A 23454-nucleotide genomic window follows, 5' to 3' on the forward strand; every position below is an offset into this window, starting at 1 on the left:
TTATTGTTTAGCTATTTTTTTAAACTTCTTTCCGTTGATGTAAATATACTTACCTTTTTTGCGGATATCTTTTTCTTTTGTAACAGATGTGATAAGATGATCTATAGAAGGTTGCAATACTACATTTAATTCTAAATTTTGCGGTTCTTCTAATTCTAGGCTAAAAGGTTCCATTTTACGACTAGTAACTAGTAATTGAATAGGAAAAGATATGTCATTAGCAAGAATTATTGTCTTAACCTCACCAATTCCTACTTTATAATTTTGATTATCACCTGTATATTGGAGAATGCTAATATTTGATTGCATATGTTTTTCATCAGGAACATTTACCTCGGTATTTATTTCAAAAGTGTATGGATTCGGAGAGGATTTTTTTACGGTGGCATTCGTTTTTTCTCTTTTAGGAGGTTTGCCAAATACCAGTTGAGTCCTAAATTTTTCTTGTTTGAAAGTGCCAATTCCTTCTTTCTCGTGACCTCCCATATCCGTAAAATAATTGTAGGTAAAGTTATCCCCATTAAATTGATATTTTTCTGAAACGAAATACATCGTATTATCATCAACAGCACTAGAATACGTTCCTTGAAGTTTAGGAACTGTACCACAGCTCGTGAAAAATATTATAACTAGGAGAATTAATAATTTATCATGATTGATCATATCGATTGCAAAAATGAGAAGATTAATTATTAATTGATGTTTCTCCTTTCTCAGGAACAGGGTCATGACCAGAACCTCCCCAAGGGTGACAAGAGAAAATCCGTTTGATAGCTAGTGCTCCACCTTTTAATAGTCCGTGTCTTTCTAAGGCAACCTTAGTGTAACTAGAGCAAGTGGGTGTAAACCTACAAGAACTAGGCGTCCATGAAGAAATAAATTTCTGATAAAACCATATAATGGCTAGAAATGGAGCAATCGCTATTTCTTTTGCTCTGGCCATTAATTTACAGTAAACGTAGTTCCTTCTCGACCATCTTTAAGCTGAATGCCCAGAGCAATAAGTTCATCCCGTATTTTGTCACTAGTAGCAAAATCTCTATTTTCCCGAGCCTCTTTTCTTAACTTAATTAGTAATTCAACTGTGCCATTTAGTTTTGAGTCATCCGCTTTCGCGAAAGCGTCACCATCTTCAAGACCTAATACATCAAAGACAAAACCATTTAAAGTTGTCATGAGCATTTTTAAATCCTCTGCTGTGAGTTCTGCCTTTCCATCTTTGATTAGATGGATTTGCTTCACTCCTTCAAATAGCTGAGCAATTAGAATAGGTGTGTTAAAGTCATCATTCATCGCATCATAACAAGACTGCTTCCACGCAGAAACATCAAAAGTACTTGTTGAAGATGTTGTAAGATTTTTTCCAATCTTTAAGGCTTCCATTAATCTGTTATGCCCTTTTTCACTAGCTAGTAATGCATCGTTACTAAAGTCCATTATACTTCTATAGGAAGTTTGAAGAATAAAGAATCGCGCTACGCTAGGGGCAAATCCTTTGCTAAGGTGCTCACTATCTCCAGTAAATATCTCACCTGGATTGATACTGTTCCCGGTGCTCTTTGCCATTTTTTGACCGTTGAGCGTAAGCATATTTGCGTGCATCCAGTAGCGTACAGGTTCTGTACCTAACGCAGCTTCATTTTGTGCAATTTCACATTCATGGTGCGGAAATTTAAGATCCATACCACCTCCGTGTATATCAAACTGTTCTCCTAAATATTTTGTACTCATCGCAGTACATTCTAAGTGCCAACCAGGAAAACCATCTCCCCATGGTGAAGGCCAGCGCATGATGTGTTCTGGTTCTGCTTTTTTCCAAAGGGCAAAATCCTGTGGATTTTCTTTTTCGTCTTGCGCACTTAGTGCTCGAGTATTTGCAATCATGTCTTCCAGCTTACGGCCAGAAAGCTTACCATAATTATGATCTTTATTAAATTTTACCACGTCAAAATAAACGGAGCCATTTTTTTCATACGCATAACCATTGTCCATTATTTTTTTAATGATCTCCATTTGCTCAATGATGTGACCTGTTGCCGTAGGCTCAATACTTGGCGGTAAAAAGTTGAATTTGTTGAGAATATCATGAAAGTCCACAGTGTATTGCTGTACAACTTCCATGGGCTCTATCTTTTCTAAACGTGCTTTTTTTGCAATTTTATCTTCACCTTGATCTCCATCATCCGTAAGGTGTCCAGCATCTGTAATGTTACGTACATAACGCACTTTGTACCCTAGATGCTTTAGGTATCTAAAGATCATATCAAAACTCATAAACGTACGCACATTTCCTAAATGTACATTGCTATACACTGTAGGTCCACATACGTACATACCTACATAGCCTTCTAATAGGGGCTCAAAAGGTTCTTTTTTACCAGTAAGCGAATTGTAAATGGATAATTTTTGATCTTTATATAGTGGCATTGGGTGCGTGTTTAATATCTAACGAAGGTAAATATCTTATTTGTAAAACTCAAAAAGCGGTCACTTATTAGAAACCGCTTTTTTGTATGGTGTTACGCTTTCGCGAAAGCGTACTTCTATCTAAAAAACCGTTTCTAGTTTTATATAATCTAGAAATTCTCTACGAGTAGCATCTTCTTTAAACTTACCGCCAAACTCACTAGTCACAGTGCTACTTTCAATATCTCTTATTCCTCTACTGTTTACACAAAGGTGCTTTGCGTCTATCACGCAAGCAACGTCATCTGTGCCTAAAACTTGTTGTAGTTCTTGAACAATTTGCATAGTAAGACGCTCTTGCACCTGTGGGCGCTTTGCATAATAATCTACAATACGGTTCATCTTACTTAAGCCCACTACAGTGCCATTTGAGATGTAGGCAACATGTGCTCTTCCAACGATAGGAAGCAAGTGATGCTCACAAGTTGAATATACAACGATGTTTTTTTCAACCAGCATCTCTCCGTATTTGTAATTGTTATCAAACGTAGAAGCACTCGGCTTTTTTGCAGGATTTAATCCGCCAAAAATTTCATTCACAAACATTTTTGCTACACGATTAGGTGTCCCTTTAAGGCTGTCGTCTGTAAGGTCCATACCTAATGTTTCAAGAATATTAGCAACATCTTTCTTTATGATTTCAATTTTTTCTGAGTCACTTAAGTCAAAAGCACCACTACGTAATGGCGTAGTTGCATTCGTACTTACGTGGTCATCGCCCATCTGTTCGTCTAAGAAGCTCTCGTCGTCTATTTGTATTCCTCTGTCTAAATCTGTTTTCATCTACAAAATAGCTGTATCACAGCATTTCTTTATCATTTTTACAAAAGTAAAAATGGTATTAATCTATATTTTACGACTCACATTTGCATGTTGAAATCGAGGTAACTCAATTATTTGTCGTAATTTTTTTTAAGGCTTGCAAAGATACGTAAATAGTGAGTTATTTAATAGGCGTCAAGACGTTGAAGTACAGCCTCACGATAGCTGCGACTTATAGGGATGACTTTTTTATCCACAATAAGATGCTCATTTGTAAAGCTTGAAATTTTTGCTATAGCAATTATAAAAGACCTATGGGTGCGTAAAAACTGGTGCTTGGGTAATTTTTCAACTATAGTGTTCATAGTTTCTCTGGTAGTGATAGTTCCGTTGGTTGTATGAACTTTTATATAATCACCTAAACTTTCAATATAAAAAATGTCATTAAAATTTACTTTTACCATCTTACGATCTGATCGAAAGAAAGTAAAATCCTCCGTAGGTTGAGGTGTTTCTTTTTGAATATTTTCTGCGTAAAATTTTTGAAGTGCTTTCATAAGCCGTTCTAAAGAAATCGGCTTGAGCAAATAATCTACCGCTTGAATATCAAAACCTTCTACCGCATACTCTCTATAAGCTGTTGTAAAAATCACCTTTGTTTTTCCTTGAATAGCCTTTGCAAACATGATTCCTGATACCTCAGGCATATTAATATCTAAAAACACAAGATCTACTTTGTATTTACTTAAAGCGCTGAAACCTTCAGCAGCATTTTTACATTGTGCAACTACGGTAATTTGGTCAATTTTAGATAAGTGTTCTTCAAGAATTTCCCGAGCCATAGGCTCATCATCGATAATGATTGCGTTGTACGTACTCATAGTTATAGAAAGATTTCAAGATTGAGAGTATACCAATTTTCTGTAGATACAGTGTTTAAAGCGTAAGCAGATGGGTACAAGGCGTCTAATCTTTTTCTGCTGTTTTCAATACCTAGACCATGATTTTCCTTAGGTATGTTTTGATCTGTTGTACTGTTTTTAATTTGAAACCAAAGCTTTTCATTGTTTACTTTAAGTTCAATGTAAACTTCTAGAAAGCCATTAACAGGAGCTCCATGTTTAAATGCATTTTCAATAAAAGCTATAAATAACATTGGAGGAATGTGAATGTCATTCTCAATTTGCTTATCAAAGTAAACGCGCACAGAGTCCTTGAACCGTACGCGTTCTAGTCCTATGTAAGATTCTAGATAACTCACTTCTTCTGTAATCGCTACCTTGGGTTTTTCGATTTGATTGAGTGTGTAATCTAATAAATTTGATAATTTTAAAATGAGATCTGGTGTGTCTTCAGATTTCTTAAGAGCTGCTCCGTAGATCGTATTGAGGGTGTTAAATAAAAAGTGAGGGTGAATTTGTTCTTTTAATAAGTGAAGTTCTTTTTCTTTAAGCTGTAATTGACCTTGAATAATCTTTTTTTCTAATTGGGTATTGTGATGTACTGTTTTATAATTATACCTCAGTAACTGTACAAAAGAAAAAAGGCCAGCTACTAAATACACTAAAATAAAAACAAATAGAAAATTTCGTGTAAGTAGCGGCATATTATTCATATCAAAATCAGATATGAAAATGTAATTTACAAATGTGATAATAATTATAAAAAACAGAGAGCATACCATAGTGTATATGAGGTATACGCCAAATTTTAAATAAAGCCGTTTAACTAAAAACTCAGGAATTAAAAAATATATAATTGTATAGGTGACTGCTATGGTAACTGGTAAAAGACTTGTAGAGAATGAGTAAACAAAATTTTCATTGTCTGAACCATAACTAAAGAAATAAATAAAAAATAGCCACACCAGTATCCATACAACTATGTGAATAGGGAGTAAAGCTATTTTTCGAAGTACCCATTTGTGCATTTTACAAATATGCATAATTTATGGTAAGCTAATTTCTAATTGCGGTCGATGGCTAGTTTAATATGTGTTTTGACAAAAAGGATAAACTCTTTGTAACTTGTCCTACTTATATGGTTAAAATTTGTGTTGATGTTGTAGGTGGTCTATTTATGCTTTCGCGAAAGCGTAACCGAAGTACTTTTATCACATATTAATCTTTTAAAACAAATTATTATGTCACAAATTATCGATCGCATCAACGAAGGAGGACCTGTGTTTATGGTTCCAATTTTACTTATTCTAATAGTAGTTGTGGTTCTATTTATTATAGGACTTATGGGGAAAAAGAAAATTCGCCATGTCATGGAATTATTAAGTCACCTGAGTCTCTTTGCGTTTATGTGGGGATTATTAGGATCTACCCTGGGGTTGATTCAGGCTTTTGATGCTATAGAAGGAAGTGGTGCAGTCTCTCAACCTATGATGGCTGGTGGGCTTAAAATTGCCCTGCTTTGTACAGTATTTGGTTTATTTTGTTTTGTCGTTGCAAGAGTGTTTATTCTCGTACTAGCCATTAAAGCACAACGCGCTGAAGACGCTCAGTTAATTTAAAAACTTAATTATAAATAAACGCAACTCTTATCTATATGAGTTGCGTTTTAAAATATTTTCTTTTTACGCAATTCGAAGTTTTGACCTAAATAAACTTTACGCACCATTTCATCTGCAGCGAGTTCTTCTGGTTCTCCATGTTTTAAAATGCTTCCTTCAAACATAAGATAAGTACGATCTGTAATAGCTAGTGTTTCTTGTACATTGTGATCTGTAATTAGAATCCCAATGTTCTTATCCTTGAGTTGCGCCACAATACGCTGGATGTCTTCTACTGCCACTGGGTCAACACCTGCAAAAGGTTCGTCTAACAGGATGAATGAAGGAGAGGTAGCAAGTGCTCTTGCGATTTCTGTACGACGGCGTTCACCTCCAGAAAGTAAATCACCACGGCTCTTACGAATGTGTCCCAAACTAAACTCTTCAATAAGCTCCTCCATTTTATGAAGTTGCTCTTTCTTAGAAAGTTTAGTGAGTTGTAATACACTTAGAATGTTATCTTCAATACTTAATTTTCTAAAGACAGAAGCCTCTTGTGCTAAATACCCTATGCCGTTTTGAGCACGCTTATACATTGGGTACTTAGTAATATTTTGCTGGTCTAAGTAAATATTTCCTCCATTGGGTTTTACAAGCCCAACAATCATATAAAAAGAAGTAGTTTTACCCGCCCCGTTAGGACCTAAAAGTCCTACAATCTCTCCTTGATTTACTTCTACAGAAATCCCTTTAACCACCTGGCGGCCTTTGTAGGATTTCATAAGATTTTCTGCTCGTAATTTCATAGTAGGTAAATATACAAATTGTTTAATCTGCAGTTTCAGTTTTGCTGAAACGAGTGAATGTAATTGCCATTACAAGACCAAAAAATAATCCTTGAAGTAGAATGCTAACCCTGTTAATCTCTCCTTCGCTGAAATATTCAAAGAAACACAGGAAAGTGCTTTGCAGTAGAAAAAAGGCTAAAAAGAGCTTAAAGAATTTAGAAGATTTTTTCATCACTCCTTAATTCGATTTTTTCTTTTCATCGAGCACTTCCCAATATTCATAAGCCCTACGCAAGTGAGGGATTACAATGGTACCTCCTACCAGTGTACCTATACTCAAGGTTTCCATTACTTCTTCTTTGGTGACACCTTCGTCATGGCAACTTTCTAAGTGATATTTTACACAATCATCACAACGTAAAACAGTTGACGCTACAAGACCCAAAAGTTCTTTAGTTTTTTTGTCAAGCGCCCCAGCAGTAAAGGCATTTGTGTCTAGATTAAATATACGTTTGACGATTTTATTATTATCGGCAAGTAATTTGTCGTTCATTTTAGAACGGTAGTCATTAAAGTCATCTACTATATTGCTCATGAATTGTTGGGGTTGTTACGCTTTCGCGAAAGCGTATAATTTTAATATTTAATGTTTAGACATATAATTAAGCAAGTCCTTGTTTTTTGAGTCGGCGTTTTTCTCTTCTTAAAACACCTCTAGAAATAAAGATACTCACTTCATACAATAAAATGATAGGCACTGCCACGATAACTTGAGTAGAAATATCTGGTGGTGTAATAATTGCTGCAAGTATTAAAACAATCACGAGTGCATATTTGCGATTTCTTCTAAGGAACTCAGGAGTTACTAGTCCTATTTTTGTCAAGAAATACATGATAATAGGGAGTTCAAAGATTAATCCTGATGCCAGTACAGAAGCTCTTACGAGCGCTATGTAATTATCAATGTCAAATTCATTCTGAATGGCGTCACTTATTTTGAAAGTTGCTAGAAAATTGATAGATAAAGGGGTTACAACGAAATAACCAAATCCAGCACCCAGGAAGAATAGGATAGAAGCAATCACAATAAAACCACGACTAGTTTTACGTTCATTCTCATATAACCCTGGTGATATAAATTTCCAAAATTCATATAAAATATATGGGAACCCTAACACGACTCCAGCCATAATAGACGTCCATATCGCGGCACTAAATTGCCCTGCTACTTTGCGGGATTGTATGACGAAGTCCATCTCTCCATCTGCAATGCAACCTTTTTCAGCACCAAAGAATTTTGAGATTTCACACAAAATTTCATAGGAAATAAAGTCTGCATCTTTAGGGCCAAAGATGACTGCAAACAATGTTTCCTTGAAAATAAAAGCAATTATTCCAATGGCTACTACGGCAATTGTAGCGCGTATAAGATGCCATCTTAATTCTTCTAAGTGGTCGAGAAAAGACATCTCGTCTGGATGTTTCTTAACTTTTTTTGCCATTATGCGATTCCTTCTTTTATAAGGTCGTGTATGTGTACAACACCTGCATATTTGCCGTTTTTAGTAACAAGCAATTGAGTAATATTGTTCTCTTCTAAAATTTCTTTTGCAGCAATAGCCATAGTGTCATGAGCAACACTTTTAGGGTTTTCGCTCATAATGGCTTGTGCTGTCAACCCGTCGAGAGAGTCATTCTTAGCTAGCATTCTACGTAAGTCTCCGTCTGTTATAATGCCTTGTATGACGCCATTAAGTACAACAGCGGTTACACCTAGCATCTTGTTTGTAATTTCTACAATCACTTCTTTTATACTTGCATCAGGGGCAACTTGCGGATTTTCATGTGCGGCACAAATATCGTTTACCGTAAGATATAATCGTTTTCCTAGCGCACCACCAGGATGATATCTCGCAAAGTCTTTTTCAGAAAATCCTCTAAGATTTAATAGCGCAACAGCAACAGCATCTCCAAGAACTAACTGAACTGTTGTACTAGTAGTTGGGGCTAAGTTATTAGGGCAAGCTTCTTCTGCTGTAAAGGCATGTAACACATAGTCCGCTTCAGTACCTAAAAAGGAAGCTCTATTAGAGGTGAGTGCAATGAGCGTATTCTCTGTTTTTTTAATAAGTGGGACTAAAACTTTAATCTCTGGAGTGTTGCCACTTTTTGAAATACAGATAACAATATCGTCTTTTAAGATACTTCCAAGGTCACCGTGTATGGCATCTGCAGCATGCATAAAAAGTGAAGGTGTACCAGTGCTGTTTAATGTTGCAACAATTTTTTGAGCGATTATTGCACTTTTTCCTATGCCTGTTATAACAACTCTGCCTTTTGATTTGTAAATTGTATATACCGCTTGAGCAAACTCATCATCTATTTGTGTTGAGAGATTTGAAATAGCATCACGTTCTATTATGATGGTTTTCTGTGCACTAGCAATAATTTGCTGGGAAGTATTCAAAACTTGGTTTCTTGAGATTTGTTTAACGAGTGGAAATTACTATCTTTAAAAAACACAAAGGTATGTAAAAATGCATTTGAATACATGGGAATAAGGGAAATAGACTTACACGCAGAGCTAAAAAAACATTTCGGTTTTGGCCAATTTAAGGGGTTGCAGGAAGATGTCATTAAAAGTGTCGTTGGAGGTGATCATTCATTTGTAATTATGCCCACTGGTGGCGGAAAATCTTTGACGTACCAGTTGCCTGCACTCATTGCAGAAGGAACGGCGATTGTGGTGTCACCACTTATCGCATTGATGAAAAATCAAGTGGATGCCTTACGAGGGATATCTCAAGAAAATGGTATTGCTCATGTTTTAAATAGCTCTTTAACTAAAGGAGAGGTAAAAACAGTAAAGGAGGATATAACCAGAGGAGTGACAAAACTTCTGTACGTTGCACCAGAATCGCTTACTAAAGAAGAGAATGTTGAGTTCCTAAGAGGTGTGAAAATATCATTTTTAGCTATTGATGAAGCTCATTGTATATCAGAATGGGGGCATGATTTTAGACCAGAATATCGCAATTTGCGTAAGATCATAGGCCGGATAGGTGAGAAAATACCCATCATTGCAGTAACTGCTACTGCAACACCTAAAGTGCAAGAAGATATTATTAAAAATTTAGGGATAGGTAATGCAAATACCTTTAAGGCTTCTTTCAATAGACCTAACTTGTATTATGAAGTACGACCTAAAACAGCTCAAGTAGATGCAGATATCATTCGGTTTGTTAAACAAAACGAAGGTAAAAGTGGAATTATTTACTGCTTAGCACGTAAACGAGTAGAAGAACTAGCTCAAGCATTGCAAGTGAATGGTATTAAAGCAGTACCATACCACGCTGGGTTAGATGCAAAAACGAGAGCAAAGCATCAAGACATGTTTTTGATGGAAGATACAGACGTGGTTGTTGCTACCATCGCTTTCGGAATGGGGATTGACAAGCCAGATGTGCGCTTTGTAATTCATCACGATATTCCTAAGAGTATAGAGAGTTATTATCAAGAAACAGGTAGAGCAGGGCGTGATGGAGGTGAAGGTCACTGTTTAGCTTTTTATGCATATAAGGACATTGAAAAACTCGAGAAGTTTATGAGTGGCAAGCCTGTTGCAGAGCAGGAAATAGGACATGCATTACTACAAGAGGTCGTTGCTTATGCTGAGACAAGTATGTCAAGGCGTAAATTTATTTTGCACTATTTTGGGGAGCAGTTTGATAACGAAACGGGTGAAGGAGGAATGCTGGATGATAATATGCGATTCCCAAAAAAGAAGCATGAAGCAAAAGATGAACTTATAAAAGTACTATCTGTAATTAGGGATACTAAGGAAATTTATAAAAGCAAAGAGATTGTTCTAACTTTAAGAGGGAAGGAAAATGCAATCATCAACTCTCATAAAACAGATGATCAAGCTTTTTTTGGAATAGGAAAAGATCAGAAAAAAGAATATTGGTTTGCTCTGCTTAGACAGGCGCTTGTAGCTGGATTTATAAAAAAAGATATTGAGACCTATGGAGTGGTAAAAATGACTCAAAAAGGTTTAGATTATTTGAAAAATCCGGAGTCTTTTATGATGACAGACGATCATGTATTTGATGAAGATACAGATAACAGTATAATTTCTGCTCAAAAGTCAGGTGTTGGAGCAGATAAACAACTCATTGCGCTACTAAAAGATCTCCGTAAAAAAGTATCAAAAAAACTAGACGTACCACCGTTTGTTGTTTTTCAAGATCCATCTATTGAGGATATGGCTATTAAATATCCCATTACCTTACAAGAATTGGGAAATGTGCATGGAGTAGGTGATGGGAAAGCAAAAAAATTCGGTAAAGAATTCGTGTCTTTAATTGCACAGTATGTAGAAGATAATGATGTATTGCGTCCCGATGATTTGGTAGTCAAAAGCACAGGAGCAAATAGTGCTCTCAAACTATATATCATTCAAAATGTAGATCGTAAACTTCCCCTAGATGATATTGCTGCTGCTAAGGGGAAAGAAATGCCAGACTTTATTAAAGAGATGGAGGCAATTGTTTTCAGCGGAACAAAACTCAATATCGATTATTGGATAGATGATCTTTTAGATGAAGACCAGCAAGAAGAGCTTCATGACTATTTTATGGAGGCAGAAACTGATGGAATTGAAACAGCTCTAGAGGAGTTTGATGGAGACTATGAAGAAGAAGAAATACGATTGTACCGCATCAAGTTTATGAGTGAGGAAGCAAACTAGATATTAAAATTAAATGCTAATTTTACGATTGTAGCTTTTTGATTTATAGCTTTCGCGAAAGCTATAAAAAAGATTAATACCTAATCTAAATTTCTCTAATTATTAGTTTTAGATTATTGATTTTTCAATTGAATTTGTAAGCTTATATTTAAGTTCATTTACTACCTTCACCTTATGCTATCACTTGTATATGATATTCGACATTACTTTGAAAAACACGGTTTTTACGTGTCTTCACGACTTGCAGATAGGTTAGGTATGCGTGCAAAAAACGTACGGCTGTTTTTTATATATGTCTCTTTTGCAACACTTGGAATTGGTTTTGCATTGTATTTAACTGTTGCATTCTGGCTTAGGTTAAAAGATTTAGTATATACCAAGCGAACTTCAGTTTTTGACCTTTAGATGTTTTCTCTTTTTAAAAATAAAATATATCTCGCCTTAACGCTTTTAGTTTTTACTATAGGTGTGGGTATTTTTGGCTATAGATTCATAGCAAATTTTAGTTGGGTAGATGCTATTTATATGACGGTAATCACAATCACAACGGTAGGTTTTGGAGAGGTGATGCCGCTTACCGCAGAAGCCAAAATTTTTACAGTCATTCTTATATTGTGTAGTGTAGTGATTGTGGGTTTTGCAATTTCGGTCATCTCAGAATACATTATAAGTAAGAGCTCGTATAATGATCTAAAACATAAGAAAATGCAGGATACAATTGACAATTTTAAAGACCATGTAATTGTTTGTGGTTATGGTCGCAACGGCCAGCAAGCTGTTCAAAAACTAATGGCTTATAAAAAGCAATTTGTAATTGTGGAGCTAGATGAAGATTTAATTGAGCGCTATGACGATAATGATGGAATTCTTTTTGTACACGGTAATGCAAATGAAGATGAGACATTAGAGCTTGCAGGTATCACGAGAGCTTCAACACTTATATGTGCATTGCCAGATGATGCAGATAATTTATTTATTGTTTTGAGCGCTAGACAGCTCAATAGTGATTTAAAAATTATAAGCAGAGCTACTGTAGAAACTTCACAAAAAAAACTTATGCTTGCTGGAGCAAATAATGTTGTCATGCCAGACCGAATAGGTGGTGACCATATGGCTTCACTCGTAGTAGTCCCAGACTTAGTTAACTTTTTAGATAATTTATCAGTAAGTGGTGAAGGTGATAGTATTAATGTACAAGAAGTTGCTTTTGATAAGGTATGTCCAGATGGAAAAGAGCTCACTATCAGAGAAGTAGATTTAAGGAATAGAACGGGGTGTTCGATAATAGGTTATAAGACACCTTCTGGAAAATATACTGTTAACCCTGCAGCAAACCAGAAAATAGAGCATGATTCAAAACTTATAGTTTTAGGTCGTCCAGAGCAAATAAAGAATTTACATGAAGCCTTTGGTGTTTAGTGTTGTTAAAGATTTTAAGAAACTTTCCTTTGAGAAAGGGTGTTTTTTTTAGATATTGCTAGCCAATTTAAAAATAACTTAACATAAACTAAATGATGAAGAAATATCTTCTAGTACTTATTTCTGTAATGACTCCCTTATTATCTTTTGCGCAAGAAACAGAAGAAGTGGGTATTGACCAGCAAATTGACCAGGCTTTTCAACCTATTTCTGATTTCTTTTCAGCAATGGTATTCTTTGAAATATATGGCACCCCCTTCGTTCTTATTTTATTAGTATCTAGTGCATTATTTTTTACGATTTATTTTGGTTTTCCTAACATTCGTTTTTTCTGGAGAGCTATTCAGACTGTTCGTGGTAAATATGAAGATATAGAAAAACATGGGGCTGCAGAGCTTTATGGTGAAGATGGTATTGCACAAGGTCAGGACTTGTCTAATGTAGATATAGAAGATCATATTGATAATTTAGAAGTTGATGACGATTTAGCTATTGATGGAGATATTGTAGATACCATAAGAGACGAGAGCTCTGCTGGTGAGGTGTCTCACTTTCAAGCTCTTGCAACTGCTGTTTCTGGTACTGTAGGAAATGGTAACATTGCAGGTGTGGCATTAGCTATTGCATTGGGAGGACCAGGTGCAACCTTCTGGATGATTATTTGTGGTTTATTAGGAATGTCAACAAAGTTTGTAGAATGTACGTTAGGTGTACAATATAGAGATGTTGGTGAAGATGGGACCGTATATGGAGGTCCAATGTATTACTTAACTAAAGGTCTTAAGGCTAAAGGGTTCAAAACATTAGGAAAAGTCGCAGCAGTTATTTTTGCAATTTTCTGTATCGGTGGTTCTTTTGGAGGTGGTAATGCTGCCCAGTCTAATCAAGCAACCATTGTATTAAAAGAAATGTTTAATATGACAAGTGCTGCTTCTGGATTTATCGTGGGAGTTGTTCTAGCGATTGTAGTAGGTATTATCATCATCGGGGGTATAAAGAGAATTGCTCAGGTAACAGAAAAGGTTGTTCCATTTATGGCTGTTATGTATGTAGTTGCCTGTTTATATATCATATTTAGTAATTTTTCTTTAATTGATGATGCGGTTGGTCTTATTGTTCAAGAGGCATTTAATCCTACGGCCATTGGTGTAGGAGGTTTTATTGGAGTTTTGTTAGTTGGTTTTAAGCGAGCAGCATTTTCAAATGAAGCTGGAGCTGGATCTGCTTCTATTGCCCACTCTGCAGTACGTACTAAGTATTCAGCTAGTGAAGGTTTGGTAGCGTTATTAGAACCTTTTATCGACACGGTTTTAATTTGCACGATGACAGCTTTAGTAATAATTATTTTTAATTTTAGTGGTGCTTTCCAATATGGAGGAGACGGCCTTGGAGCTGTAATTATAGACGGAGAATCTTTTGAAGGCGCAGGAATTACAGCCAAAGCATTTGCTGAGTACATTCCTTATTCTAATATATTCTTAACAATAGCTGTGGTGTTATTTGCTGTTTCTACAATGATTTCTTGGTCTTACTATGGACTTCAGTCATGGAAATTCTTATTTGGACGAGGTAAAGTAGCAGATTTAGTGTATAAAATACTATTCTTAACATTTGTGGTTGTAGGAGCCTCTGCAAGTATGAAATCAATTTGGGATTTTTCTGATGCTATGATTTTTGCAATGGTATTTCCTAATATGGTAGGTCTATTTTTCCTTTTCCCAGTAGTGAAGAAGCAACTTAATCGTTACTTAGATGCTATAAAATTAAAAAAGGAAGCCATAGAATAACGCCTTAGTATATGAAAAGTTTTAAATCCCACGTCATTTACGATTCACGTAAAAGACGTGGGATTTTATTTTTTGCTGGAATTCTAGTTTTATGTATTCTAGCTATAATCTGGTATCCTCCAGAGGAGGATATTACGGTAGCAAAAGAGGAGAAGGTAATAGTTACATCTGTTCAAGAAAAAATCGATTCACTTAAAAAGATTGAGCTTGAAAGCCGGAAACCTAAAATTTTTCCATTTAACCCTAATTATATTACAGATTACAAAGGGTACACTCTAGGTATGAGCGTGCAGGAAATAGATAGGTTATTACGCTTTCGCGAAAGCGGAAAATGGGTTAACTCTATTGCTGACTTTAAGAAAGTGACGGGTGTTTCTGACTCCTTGCTCAGTAGGATTTCCCCTTATTTCAAATTTCCAGATTGGGTTACAAATAAAAAATCTAATAAACGATCTGCAACTAAGTGGAAAACTGCAGCTCAAAAATCTGATTTAAACAGTGTTACTTATGAATCGCTCATAGCAATTGAAGGCGTTACTAATGAGGCTGCTACGAAGATTTACCAACACCTAAAAAAGCTGGGTGGTTATCAAGTAGATAATCAGATTTATGATGTGTACGGTGTATCAACAAAAATAAAAAGAAGCATTCTCAATGAATATACGGTTAAGAATAAACCCGACCTTGACTTAATTAATGTAAACGAAGCCAGCGCATCTGAGCTTGCAACGGTTCCGTTACTCACCTTTGATATTGCAAAAGAGATTGTAGATTATCGTATTCTTAGAGGTGGCATCACATCACTTGAAGAATTGAAAGATATAGAAGGTATGACACCATATAAATATGATAGAATAAAGTTATATTTACATATTGATTAAAAAGAATTACGATTGCTTGTATTATTCTTAAAATACAAGCTTAAAAAAGAGAAAATGACAAATTTATATTACACAGAAGAGCATCATCTTTTTAGAGAAAGCTTAAAAGATTTTCTTCAAAAAGAAGTGGTACCGCATATTGACAAATGGGAATCAACAGGAAAGATTGAACGTTTTATTTGGAAGAAGTTTGGTGATATGGGATTTTTTGGGATTCCTTATCCTGAAGAATATGGAGGAATGAATTTAGATTTCTTCTATACCGTTATTCTTCTTGAAGAGTTACAGAAAATAAATAGCGGAGGATTTGCTGCTGCAATTTGGGCACACGCATACCTAGCTATGACCCACCTCAATGCAGAGGGTGATGAAAGAATAAAAGCAGAATATTTAGCGCCAAGCATCGCGGGTGATAAAATAGGTTGTTTATGTATTACAGAACCTTTTGGAGGTAGTGATGTAGCAGGTATGCGCACTACGGCAGTAAAAAATGGTGATCACTATATAATCAATGGATCTAAGACTTTTATTACAAATGGCGTATATTCAGATTATCTCGTAGTCGCTGCAAAGACCGCTCCAGAACTGGGTGGGAAAGGCATGAGTATATTTCTTGTAGACCGCGATACACCAGGAGTGAGCGCTACTAAACTTGATAAATTAGGATGGCGCGCATCAGATACTGGGGAAATTGCCTTTGATAATGTAAAAATACCTGTAGAGAATTTAATGGGAGAAGAAAATGCTGGTTTTGGCTACATTATGCAGCATTTTGCTACAGAACGCCTCATTATGGGAATTAATGCACATGCAAGAGCAGAATATGCAATTGAATATGCTCTTGACTATATGAAAGAGCGAACTGCATTTGGCAAAACAATTAATAGTTTTCAAGCACTTAGGCATAAAATGGCAGAGCGTACTGCAGAAGTAGAAATGTCTAAAGCTTTTAATTATAATGTTGCTTACAGGCTAGATAAAGGTGAGTATGTTGTGAAAGAGGCGACAATGTCTAAGCTTACAGCGACAAAAATTGCAGATGAGGTCATTTATGATTGTCTACAAATGTTAGGTGGTTATGGCTATATGGAAGAATATCCTATGGCTAGAATGTTGCGAGATAGTAGATTGGGCCCTATAGGTGGTGGTACATCAGAAATTTTGCGAGAAATTATCGCAAAAATGGTTATTGATAAAAAGACATATAAGCCTAAGACAGAAGAAATTTTAAAAAATTAAAGATCAAAGTTGTGTGATTGCATTTTAAATGTATCTTTGCAGTCTGAAAACTGAATAAGAATTTAAAGAAAGGAGGTCCCATTATGTTAATCATACCAGTAAAAGACGGAGAAAATATAGATAGAGCGCTTAAACGTTTCAAAAGAAAATTTGATCGTACGAAGACAATGCGTAATCTAAGAGAGCGTAAGCAGTTTACGAAGCCTTCTGTTCAAAGAAGACGTCAGATTCAAAAAGCTTCTTATATTCAAGGTCTAAGAGACGCAGAAAATATTTAATATTTTCACTTAATCCGTCGTGCAATTATTGCATATTGGATTAACAGGGAGACTCATACTCTCTCAATCATATAACCGTTGTATCTTTGTGATGCAACGGTTTTTTTGTTTAAATGCTGTTGTGATTCAATTTTATTGATTAAATAGTAACGGTATAATGGCCATAACTTCTTTTGTAGCGTATCTTAACTTGGAAAAAAACTATAGCCAGCACACCGTTTTGGCTTACAGAAAGGACGTGGAGGTCTTTTTTGCTTTCGCGAAAGCGAATTATGATATTTTTCATCTTGAAGAAGTAGGGTATACGATAATAAGGAGTTGGATAGTACTTCTTGTAGATGCAGGCGTCTCTAACCGGTCTATTAATAGAAAGATAGCTTCATTAAAATCGTATTATAACTTTCTTCTCAAGGTAGGAGCTATTGAAAGTTCTCCACTAGCAAAACATAAAGCTCTCAAAACCCCAAAAAAAATACAAATACCCTTTTCTCAAAAAGAAGTGAGTGCTGTTTTGTGTAAAATTAAAGATACGGGTGACTTTGAGTCTTTGCGGGATCTTTTGATGATAGAGCTACTCTATGGCACTGGAATGCGTAGAGCGGAGTTAATTGGTTTAAAAAGTTCTTCAATTGATAGATTTCAGAAAACCATACGAGTAGTAGGAAAGCGTAATAAAGAACGGCTTGTGCCTTTGTTGCCATCTATAGAAATGACTTTAGAAAAATATTTAATAGAGCGTGATAAGCTTTTCGATGCAGTTTGTGATGCGCCGTTACTTGTAACAAAGAAGGGTGTTAAATTATATGATACACTTGTTTATAGGGTAATAAAAGCCTATTTTAGTGAGACGTCAGATAAGCTAAAAACGAGTCCGCATATACTAAGACATTCATTTGCGACTCATTTGCTTAACCAGGGGGCTGATTTAAATACGGTAAAGGAGTTGCTCGGGCATTCTAGTTTGGCTTCTACGCAAGTATACACTCATAATAATATTCAAACATTAAAAGATGTATATGCAAAATCCCACCCTCGCAATAAAAAATAACTTCTGACAAGTTTTGTGTGGCACAGAAATGTGTCAAAGTTCTAACCAAATAATTCAATAAGCTTATGAAAGTAACTGTAGAAGCGCCAAAGTTTGACGCAGATGTAAAACTGACAGCATTTATTAAAAAAAGGGTAGCTAAACTAGAGCATTATTATGATAAAATTATTGCAACAGACGTGTTTTTAAAATTAGAGCCTAATGTGCGACCTAATAATAAATATGTTGAAGTTTTAGTAAGTGTTCCTGGAGATGAATTTATTGTAAAGAAGTCTGCAAAGAGTTTTGAAGAGGCAACAGATGTGTGTGTACAGTCCCTAGAAAGGGCATTGGTAAAACGAAAACAAAAAATAAGAGCACGCGCTTAGAAAAAAAATTAAAAATATTTTTGGGTAAGAATAAAAATTACCTACATTTGCAGTCCGTTAGAAATAGCGGACTTTTTTATGCTTCTTTTGAGAGGTTTATTAAAGTAAAAAGCCGATGTAGCTCAGCTGGCTAGAGCAGCTGATTTGTAATCAGCAGGTCGTGGGTTCGAGTCCCTCCATCGGCTCTTTTTTAACTAAATAAATTAAGTTAAAAAGTTCTTTAAAATTTTGTTTTTATATCGATTTAAATTGCGTAGTTTTGCGCACTCAAAATAGATATTAAACGGGGAGATACTCAAGCGGCCAACGAGGACTGACTGTAACTCAGTTGTTTTTAACTTCGCAGGTTCGAATCCTGCTCTCCCCACACCTTTAATTTTTAATTTACCTCGGTGAATTGAGGATTATAAAAGCGGGAGTAGCTCAGTTGGTAGAGCGTCAGCCTTCCAAGCTGAATGTCGCCAGTTCGAACCTGGTCTCCCGCTCAAAATACCTTTGAGGTATTGGGCTTTCGCGAAAGCGTAAAAACAACCGCCGACGTAGCTCAGGGGTAGAGCGTTTCCTTGGTAAGGAAGAGGCCACGGGTTCAATTCCCGTCGTTGGCTCAAAATCAAATTAATAATGAGTGCTGGTCGCACTCACTTTTTGTGCTTACATAAAAAGGAATGAGATCATATTAAAAGAGTACACTAATAATAACTAAGATTAAATAATTTCATTATGGCAAAGGAAACATATGATCGTTCGAAACCCCATTTAAATGTTGGTACTATCGGGCACGTAGATCACGGTAAAACTACATTAACAGCTGCGATTACTAAAGTATTGGCAGATGCAGGGTATTCAGAAGCTTCAGCTTTTGATCAAATTGATAATGCTCCTGAGGAAAAAGAAAGAGGTATCACAATTAACTCTTCTCACGTTGAGTATGCGACTGAGAATCGTCACTATGCACACGTTGATTGTCCAGGTCACGCCGATTATGTGAAGAACATGGTTACTGGTGCTGCTCAAATGGACGGTGCTATTCTTGTTGTTGCTGCCACTGATGGTCCTATGCCACAAACACGTGAGCACATCCTTTTAGGTCGCCAAGTAGGTATTCCTCGTATTGTTGTTTTTATGAACAAAGTTGATATGGTGGATGATGAAGAGTTACTTGAGCTTGTTGAGATGGAAATTAGAGATCTTCTTTCTTTCTACGAGTATGATGGTGATAATGGACCTGTAGTTGCTGGTTCTGCTCTTGGTGCACTTAATGGTGAGCAAAAATGGGTTGATACAGTATTAGAGCTTATGGCTGCTGTAGATTCTTGGATTGAAGAGCCACTTCGTGAAACTGAAAAAGATTTCTTAATGCCTATCGAGGATGTATTCTCTATTACTGGTCGTGGAACTGTTGCTACAGGTCGTATTGAAACTGGTATCGCAAACACTGGGGATCCAGTTGAGATCATCGGTATGGGTGCAGAGAAATTAACATCTACAATTACTGGTATTGAAATGTTCCGTCAGATCCTTGATAGAGGTGAGGCTGGAGATAATGCAGGTATCCTTTTAAGAGGTATTGAGAAATCTCAAATCTCTAGAGGTATGGTAATTGTTAAGCCAGGATCTGTAACGCCACACGCTAAATTTAAAGCTGAGGTTTATATCCTTAAAAAAGAAGAAGGTGGACGTCACACTCCATTCCACAATAACTACCGTCCACAGTTTTATGTACGTACAACTGATGTAACTGGTAATATCGCACTTCCTGATGGAGTTGAGATGGTTATGCCTGGAGATAACTTAACTATTACTGTTGAGCTTATCCAGCCTATCGCACTTAACTTAGGTCTTCGTTTCGCTGTCCGTGAAGGTGGTAGAACTGTAGGAGCTGGTCAGGTGACTGAGATACTAGATTAATTTCTAGATAAATTATAGAAGTAAAGGTGTCTTGCTTTGAGCAAGACGCCTTGACTTTTGTTAAGAGGTCTGTATTTCTTTTGCTTTTGCGAAATATAATATGTTCCTTTTTTAATACGGGTTTAGCTCAGTTGGTAGAGCACTGGTCTCCAAAACCAGGTGTCGTGAGTTCGAGTCTCTCAACCCGTGCATATTAAAAATGAATAGTTATAAGTCATTTTTAGAGTCAATTGAAAACTAAGATGTTGTGTTAATCGCAACTGTCTTTATAAGAAATAAGAATTATGGCTGGATTTGTCAATTATGTTCAAGAATCATATAATGAGCTTAAAAACCACGTAACTTGGACACCGCTTTCTGAAGCGCAACGTCTTATGGTTGTTGTTGCGGTATTTTCAATCCTTTTTTCGTTAGCGATTTGGGGTGTAGATACTGTTTTTAGCAATGTGATTAAATTGTATTTTGATAAAATAGTAGGAGCATAATTCTTAAGCAAATGGCTAAAACAAGCAACACAAAACAGTGGTATGTAGTAAGGGCCGTAAGTGGTCAAGAAAATAAAGTTAAAGCATACATTGAGCAAGAAATTTCTAGATTAAATCTTGAAGAATCAATAGAAGAAGTTCTTGTTCCTACTGAAAAAGTTATTCAAATCCGTAATGGAAAGAAGGTAAATAAAGAAAGAGTTTATTTTCCTGGGTATATAATGGTTAAAGCAAACCTAGCGGGTGAAATTCCTCACATTATTAAATCTATTAACGGAGTTATAGGTTTCTTAGGTGAAGTTAAAGGAGGTGATCCTGTGCCGCTTCGTAAATCAGAAGTTAATCGTATGCTTGGAAAAGTAGATGAATTATCTGTGAAGCAAGATAGCGTTGCTATACCTTTCACTATGGGTGAAACGATTAAGGTTATCGATGGTCCTTTTAATGGATTTAATGGTACTGTTGAGAAAGTAAATGAAGAAAAGCGCAAACTAGAAGTAATGGTAAAGATCTTTGGAAGAAAGACGCCATTAGAGTTGAGCTATATGCAGGTTGAGAAAGTATAAGAAATTAATTGTTACATTAATATATTTCGGATTTTGTTCTATTGCTTCCACTTTATGAACAGATCAATTTAAATTTTTAGAAATGGCAAAAGAAGTAAGTAAGGTTGTAAAGTTACAAGTACGAGGAGGTGCCGCAAACCCTTCTCCACCAGTAGGACCTGCTTTGGGTGCGGCCGGCGTTAATATAATGGAGTTCTGTAAGCAGTTTAATGCTAGAACGCAAGATAAAGCTGGTAAAGTTCTTCCTGTTGCGATTACTGTTTATAAGGATAAGTCATTTGATTTTGTAATCAAGACTCCTCCTGCAGCAGTTCAGTTATTGGAAGCAGCCAAAGTTAAAGGTGGTTCTGGTGAGCCTAACCGTAAAAAAGTTGCAAAAGTTACTTGGGATCAAGTAAGAGCAATTGCAGAGGACAAGATGCCTGACCTTAATGCATTCACTGTTGACAGTGCAATGAAAATGGTAGCAGGTACTGCGCGTTCAATGGGAATAACGGTTAAAGGCGGAGACGCACCAGCTTAACAGCTTAAAACAAAATTAAAATGGCAAAATTAACAAAAAAGCAAAAAGAAAATCAGTCTAAGATTGAAGCGGGTCAGACCTACAATCTTGCTGATGCTTCTGCTTTAATAAAAGAAGTAAGTAACGTAAACTTTGATCCTTCTGTAGATATTGCTGTACGTCTTAATGTGGATCCACGTAAAGCAAACCAAATGGTTCGTGGCGTGGTTACATTACCTCACGGTACTGGTAAAGATGTAAAAGTGCTTGCACTTGTTACACCAGATAAGGCTGCAGAGGCAGAAGAAGCAGGTGCAGATTACGTAGGTCTAGATGAATACCTTGAAAAAATTAAAGGTGGTTGGACAGATGTAGATGTAATTGTAACAATGCCTAGCGTTATGGGTAAATTAGGGCCATTAGGACGTGTCTTAGGACCACGTGGTTTAATGCCTAACCCTAAAACGGGTACAGTAACTATGGATATAGCAAAAGCGGTATCTGATGTAAAAGCTGGTAAAATTGATTTCAAAGTTGATAAAACAGGAATCATTCACGCATCTGTAGGGAAAGCATCTTTTGATGCTGAAAAAATTGCAGGTAATGCAAGAGAATTAATAACAACATTAGTAAAGCTTAAACCTACAACGGCAAAGGGTGTGTACATTAAGAGCATTTTTATGTCAAGTACAATGAGTCCTTCTGTAGAAGTAGATACAAAGCGTTTCGCTACGGAGTAGATTAAATTTTAGATTATGACAAGAGAAGAAAAATCAATAGTAATTAAAGATTTAACTGCACAATTAGCTGATAATGCTCATATTTACTTAGCAGATATCTCTGGACTAGATGCTGGTTCGACGTCTAATTTACGTCGCGCTTGTTTTAAAGCAGGAGTTAGTCTAGCAGTTGTTAAAAATACATTGCTTGCAAAGGCAATGGAGGCATCAGATAAGGATTTTGCAGAGCTTCCTTCAGTATTGAAAGGAAATACCGCAATCATGTTTGCAGAGACAGGTAATGCACCAGCAAAGGTTATCAAAGAATTTCGTAAGAAATCTGAAAAGCCTTTACTTAAGGGAGCATTTATAGAAGAAGCTATCTATGTTGGTGATGATCAACTAGAGAGTCTGGTAAATATCAAGTCGAGAGAAGAGCTTATTGGAGAAATCGTTGGATTACTTCAGTCACCTGCTAAGAACGTCGTTAGCGCGCTTAAGTCAGGAGGAAGCACAATCGCTGGTATTATCAAAACCCTTTCTGAGAAGGAAGGTTAAACAGTACGCACTTTATTTATTATATAACAATTACAATTTTCAAAAACGATAGAAAATGGCAGATTTAAAAGATTTCGCAGAACAATTAGTTAACCTTACTGTAAAAGAAGTAAACGAGTTAGCAACAATATTAAAAGACGAGTACGGTATCGAGCCTGCTGCTGCTGCTGTAGCTGTAGCTGCTGGTGGAGCTGGTGGCGGAGAAGCTGCTGAGGAAAAGTCAGAATTTGACGTAGTACTTACGGCTGCTGGTGGTTCTAAACTTGCTGTAGTTAAGCTTGTAAAAGAATTAACTGGTGCTGGTCTTAAAGACGCAAAAGAGCTTGTTGATAATGCTCCATCTCCAATTAAGGAAGGAGTTTCTAAAGACGAAGCAGAAGCACTTAAAGCTCAATTAGAAGAAGCTGGTGCAGAGGTTGAGCTTAAGTAA

27 protein-coding genes and 5 tRNA genes are annotated in these 23454 nt (G+C 36.2%); 22 read left to right on the forward strand and 10 right to left on the reverse strand.

From position 1 onward, the window contains the following. From OD90_RS12195 to OD90_RS12220, 6 genes are all read right to left on the reverse strand, one after another. A complete protein-coding gene (locus tag OD90_RS12195) occupies positions 1-729 on the reverse strand; it encodes a hypothetical protein (protein ID WP_186434761.1) in 729 nt (242 codons plus the stop codon). Further along, positions 686-943 (reverse strand): membrane protein insertion efficiency factor YidD, encoded by a 258-nt coding sequence (gene yidD / locus OD90_RS12200; protein WP_144669441.1) that lies wholly within the window; start codon positions 941-943, stop codon positions 686-688. Before yidD ends, OD90_RS12195 begins: the two co-directional genes overlap by 44 nt. After that, positions 943-2427, reverse strand: coding sequence for a cysteine--tRNA ligase (cysS, locus tag OD90_RS12205; protein ID WP_144669442.1), 1485 nt, complete (start codon positions 2425-2427; stop codon positions 943-945). The genes yidD and cysS overlap by 1 nt, the downstream gene beginning before the upstream one ends. Positions 2428-2547: 120 nt before the next feature. Next, complete coding sequence (gene folE, locus OD90_RS12210; protein WP_144669443.1) at positions 2548-3249, reverse strand: GTP cyclohydrolase I FolE; 702 nt, start codon at positions 3247-3249, stop codon at positions 2548-2550. A 164-nt stretch (positions 3250-3413) separates the two neighbouring features. Next, on the reverse strand, positions 3414-4109 hold the full coding sequence (locus OD90_RS12215) for a LytR/AlgR family response regulator transcription factor (RefSeq protein ID WP_144669444.1): 696 nt from the start codon (positions 4107-4109) through the stop codon (positions 3414-3416). 2 nt (positions 4110-4111) lie between these two features. Continuing rightward, positions 4112-4834: a sensor histidine kinase gene (locus tag OD90_RS12220; protein ID WP_261374513.1), complete on the reverse strand. Its 723-nt coding sequence runs from the start codon at positions 4832-4834 to the stop codon at positions 4112-4114. 537 nt (positions 4835-5371) lie between these two features. Between OD90_RS12220 and OD90_RS12225 the strand changes: the two genes are divergently transcribed. After that, entirely contained in the window at positions 5372-5749 is a 378-nt protein-coding gene (locus tag OD90_RS12225; RefSeq protein ID WP_144669445.1) for a MotA/TolQ/ExbB proton channel family protein, read from the forward strand. 47 nt (positions 5750-5796) lie between these two features. Here the strand turns inward: OD90_RS12225 and lptB are convergent, their stop codons facing one another. From lptB to OD90_RS12245, 4 genes are all read right to left on the reverse strand, one after another. Further along, positions 5797-6534 (reverse strand): LPS export ABC transporter ATP-binding protein, encoded by a 738-nt coding sequence (gene lptB / locus OD90_RS12230; RefSeq protein WP_144669446.1) that lies wholly within the window; start codon positions 6532-6534, stop codon positions 5797-5799. Between the two features lie 220 nt (positions 6535-6754). Then, positions 6755-7111: a carboxymuconolactone decarboxylase family protein gene (locus tag OD90_RS12235; RefSeq protein ID WP_144669447.1), complete on the reverse strand. Its 357-nt coding sequence runs from the start codon at positions 7109-7111 to the stop codon at positions 6755-6757. A gap of 67 nt (positions 7112-7178) precedes the next feature. Beyond that, entirely contained in the window at positions 7179-8018 is an 840-nt protein-coding gene (gene tatC / locus OD90_RS12240; protein ID WP_144669448.1) for a twin-arginine translocase subunit TatC, read from the reverse strand. After that, positions 8018-8983: an SIS domain-containing protein gene (locus OD90_RS12245; RefSeq protein ID WP_144669449.1), complete on the reverse strand. Its 966-nt coding sequence runs from the start codon at positions 8981-8983 to the stop codon at positions 8018-8020. The genes tatC and OD90_RS12245 overlap by 1 nt, the downstream gene beginning before the upstream one ends. 84 nt (positions 8984-9067) lie before the next feature. Between OD90_RS12245 and OD90_RS12250 the strand changes: the two genes are divergently transcribed. From OD90_RS12250 to rplL, 21 genes are all read left to right on the forward strand, one after another. After that, positions 9068-11266: an ATP-dependent DNA helicase RecQ gene (locus OD90_RS12250; protein ID WP_144669450.1), complete on the forward strand. Its 2199-nt coding sequence runs from the start codon at positions 9068-9070 to the stop codon at positions 11264-11266. Between the two features lie 174 nt (positions 11267-11440). Continuing rightward, on the forward strand, positions 11441-11671 hold the full coding sequence (locus OD90_RS12255; protein WP_144669451.1) for a PspC domain-containing protein: 231 nt from the start codon (positions 11441-11443) through the stop codon (positions 11669-11671). Beyond that, the gene (locus tag OD90_RS12260; RefSeq protein ID WP_144669452.1) at positions 11672-12685 is read left to right on the forward strand and encodes a potassium channel family protein; all 1014 of its coding nucleotides are present in this window, start codon (positions 11672-11674) and stop codon (positions 12683-12685) included. A 95-nt stretch (positions 12686-12780) separates the two neighbouring features. After that, entirely contained in the window at positions 12781-14472 is a 1692-nt protein-coding gene (locus OD90_RS12265) for an alanine/glycine:cation symporter family protein (RefSeq protein ID WP_144669708.1), read from the forward strand. Between the two features lie 11 nt (positions 14473-14483). Then, positions 14484-15353: a helix-hairpin-helix domain-containing protein gene (locus OD90_RS12270; protein WP_144669453.1), complete on the forward strand. Its 870-nt coding sequence runs from the start codon at positions 14484-14486 to the stop codon at positions 15351-15353. A gap of 54 nt (positions 15354-15407) precedes the next feature. Continuing rightward, on the forward strand, positions 15408-16592 hold the full coding sequence (locus tag OD90_RS12275) for an acyl-CoA dehydrogenase family protein (protein ID WP_144669454.1): 1185 nt from the start codon (positions 15408-15410) through the stop codon (positions 16590-16592). Between the two features lie 83 nt (positions 16593-16675). Further along, complete coding sequence (gene rpsU / locus OD90_RS12280) at positions 16676-16870, forward strand: 30S ribosomal protein S21 (RefSeq protein WP_144669455.1); 195 nt, start codon at positions 16676-16678, stop codon at positions 16868-16870. Between the two features lie 157 nt (positions 16871-17027). Then, complete coding sequence (locus OD90_RS12285) at positions 17028-17918, forward strand: tyrosine-type recombinase/integrase (protein ID WP_144669456.1); 891 nt, start codon at positions 17028-17030, stop codon at positions 17916-17918. 65 nt (positions 17919-17983) lie between these two features. Beyond that, positions 17984-18286 carry a ribosome hibernation-promoting factor, HPF/YfiA family gene (hpf, locus tag OD90_RS12290; protein WP_144669457.1) on the forward strand — a complete coding sequence of 101 codons (303 nt, stop codon included), beginning with the start codon at positions 17984-17986 and terminating at the stop codon, positions 18284-18286. A gap of 111 nt (positions 18287-18397) precedes the next feature. Further along, positions 18398-18471, forward strand: a tRNA-Thr gene (locus OD90_RS12295). 100 nt (positions 18472-18571) lie between these two features. Continuing rightward, positions 18572-18653, forward strand: a tRNA-Tyr gene (locus tag OD90_RS12300). Positions 18654-18698: 45 nt separating this feature from the next. Further along, positions 18699-18771, forward strand: a tRNA-Gly gene (locus OD90_RS12305). Between the two features lie 48 nt (positions 18772-18819). Further along, positions 18820-18891: transfer RNA gene (locus OD90_RS12310), tRNA-Thr, on the forward strand. A 115-nt stretch (positions 18892-19006) separates the two neighbouring features. Then, positions 19007-20194 carry an elongation factor Tu gene (gene tuf, locus OD90_RS12315; protein WP_144669458.1) on the forward strand — a complete coding sequence of 396 codons (1188 nt, stop codon included), beginning with the start codon at positions 19007-19009 and terminating at the stop codon, positions 20192-20194. 116 nt (positions 20195-20310) lie between these two features. Further along, positions 20311-20383: transfer RNA gene (locus OD90_RS12320), tRNA-Trp, on the forward strand. 95 nt (positions 20384-20478) lie between these two features. After that, positions 20479-20679, forward strand: a complete 201-nt coding sequence (gene secE, locus OD90_RS12325; RefSeq protein ID WP_144669459.1) for a preprotein translocase subunit SecE — start codon at positions 20479-20481, stop codon at positions 20677-20679. Between the two features lie 11 nt (positions 20680-20690). After that, positions 20691-21245: a transcription termination/antitermination protein NusG gene (gene nusG, locus OD90_RS12330; protein WP_144669460.1), complete on the forward strand. Its 555-nt coding sequence runs from the start codon at positions 20691-20693 to the stop codon at positions 21243-21245. Between the two features lie 82 nt (positions 21246-21327). After that, a complete protein-coding gene (rplK, locus tag OD90_RS12335; RefSeq protein WP_144669461.1) occupies positions 21328-21768 on the forward strand; it encodes a 50S ribosomal protein L11 in 441 nt (146 codons plus the stop codon). Positions 21769-21788: 20 nt separating this feature from the next. Continuing rightward, entirely contained in the window at positions 21789-22487 is a 699-nt protein-coding gene (rplA, locus tag OD90_RS12340) for a 50S ribosomal protein L1 (protein WP_144669462.1), read from the forward strand. A 15-nt stretch (positions 22488-22502) separates the two neighbouring features. Further along, a complete protein-coding gene (gene rplJ / locus OD90_RS12345; protein ID WP_144669463.1) occupies positions 22503-23024 on the forward strand; it encodes a 50S ribosomal protein L10 in 522 nt (173 codons plus the stop codon). A gap of 55 nt (positions 23025-23079) precedes the next feature. Next, a complete protein-coding gene (gene rplL / locus OD90_RS12350; protein ID WP_144669464.1) occupies positions 23080-23454 on the forward strand; it encodes a 50S ribosomal protein L7/L12 in 375 nt (124 codons plus the stop codon).

The organism is Dokdonia sp. Hel_I_53 (assembly GCF_007827465.1).
Lineage (GTDB): Bacteria > Bacteroidota > Bacteroidia > Flavobacteriales > Flavobacteriaceae > Dokdonia.